Annotated in this window: 2 protein-coding genes; both read left to right on the plus strand. The window is 47.5% G+C overall.

The annotated features are described in order from the left end of the window. Positions 1–785, plus strand: a 785-nt coding sequence (locus GIW02_RS26975) for an RHS repeat-associated core domain-containing protein (protein ID WP_236420082.1), incomplete at its 5' end; no start/stop codon positions are given. Then, complete coding sequence (locus tag GIW02_RS26980; protein WP_236422219.1) at positions 782–1,207, plus strand: Imm50 family immunity protein; 426 nt, start codon at positions 782–784, stop codon at positions 1,205–1,207. The genes GIW02_RS26975 and GIW02_RS26980, both read left to right, overlap by 4 nt. Positions 1,208–1,251 lie beyond the last annotated feature (44 nt).

The following is a 1,251-nucleotide window of genomic DNA, read 5'->3' on the forward strand; positions in this document are numbered from 1 at the left end:
TACTCGAAGGCTATGGCCCCAAAGACACAAAACCCTACCACTACCAACTCGACCACCTCGGCACTCCACAGGAACTCACAAACCCAAACGGCGAAATCGTCTGGTCCGCCCACTACCGCGCCTACGGCGAAATCGCCCGCCTCGACGCCGGAAAAATCGACAACCCCCTGCGCTTCCAGGGCCAATACTTCGATCAGGAAAGCGGGCTGCACTACAACCGCCATCGCTACTACAATCCAGATATTGGTCGCTACCTGACGCCGGATCCGGTGAAGCTCGCGGGTGGGATTAATGCGTACCAGTACGTGCCCAACCCGACGGGGTGGGTGGACCCACTGGGGCTGAGCGCCAACTGCCCTGGATCAGCACAGAAAAAGCAAACCTGCACTTCACCCTCCGAACCAGATATTCCTGAAGTATCTCGTAAAGGGGCGTTTAGGGAGGCGAAAAGAGATGCCAACATACCAATGGCACAACAACCGGATATGTTAATAGATCCGGCTTCCGGATTAAAAAAACAATACGGCATAGTGAAAATGTCGGATATGAATAGTCGAAGTGTTTTAGATACCTCAGGAAAACCGATTAATACTAGGGTATACCAATACACGAAAGCTGACGGATCTGTCGTATTGATCCAAGATCACTCTGCAGGACATAAATTTGGAGCCCAAGGAGGAGCGGGTGACCAAGGTGCTCACTTCAATTTACGCCCCTTTGATACACCACGAACCGGACGTGTCCCAGGAACGAAAGATCATTACTTATTCAAGGGTAAAAAATGAAGCACTGGAACGATTTTGACGGAACTACATTTTTTAACAAAGTATTCAGCCAACCAATTGAAATTAATAAAATTTATATACACTCAATAAATATAGAAAATGATCGGCCAAGCTTCGCTATTGGCTTTGACATACCTGAATTCCCTGATCACCTTCCTGAAAAGTGGAGAGATAAAGGGTACAACACCTGCAGAATTGGACTGACCTGCTCCAACGTAAGTAATTTACGAATAGTCAATCTCCCTTGCAGAGAAATTTTCGTCGTGAAAATAGAGCAAGAAAATGAGCGCTTTTTTTTCAAAGCAAAATCGAAAACAGCGTCTATTGAGTTCAACGGTAAGTGGTTCTCACTGGCCGGGCCCTCAGTGTATATGAACTGCCCTGAACCAGAGGACTGCACCTGGTCAGACGAAGTCCCATAAGCAGCGAAGATTGTGACTCAAACGGTAATAACTATGACCCCCAT

It is taken from the genome of Pseudomonas syringae, assembly GCF_021606685.1.
Taxonomy (GTDB): domain Bacteria; phylum Pseudomonadota; class Gammaproteobacteria; order Pseudomonadales; family Pseudomonadaceae; genus Aquipseudomonas; species Aquipseudomonas syringae_R.

Excerpts from the sequence above, each read along its gene's own strand:
- GIW02_RS26980 (WP_236422219.1), top strand. The coding sequence starts at position 782 with ATGAAGCACTGGAACGATTTTGACGGAACTACATTTTTTAACAAAGTA.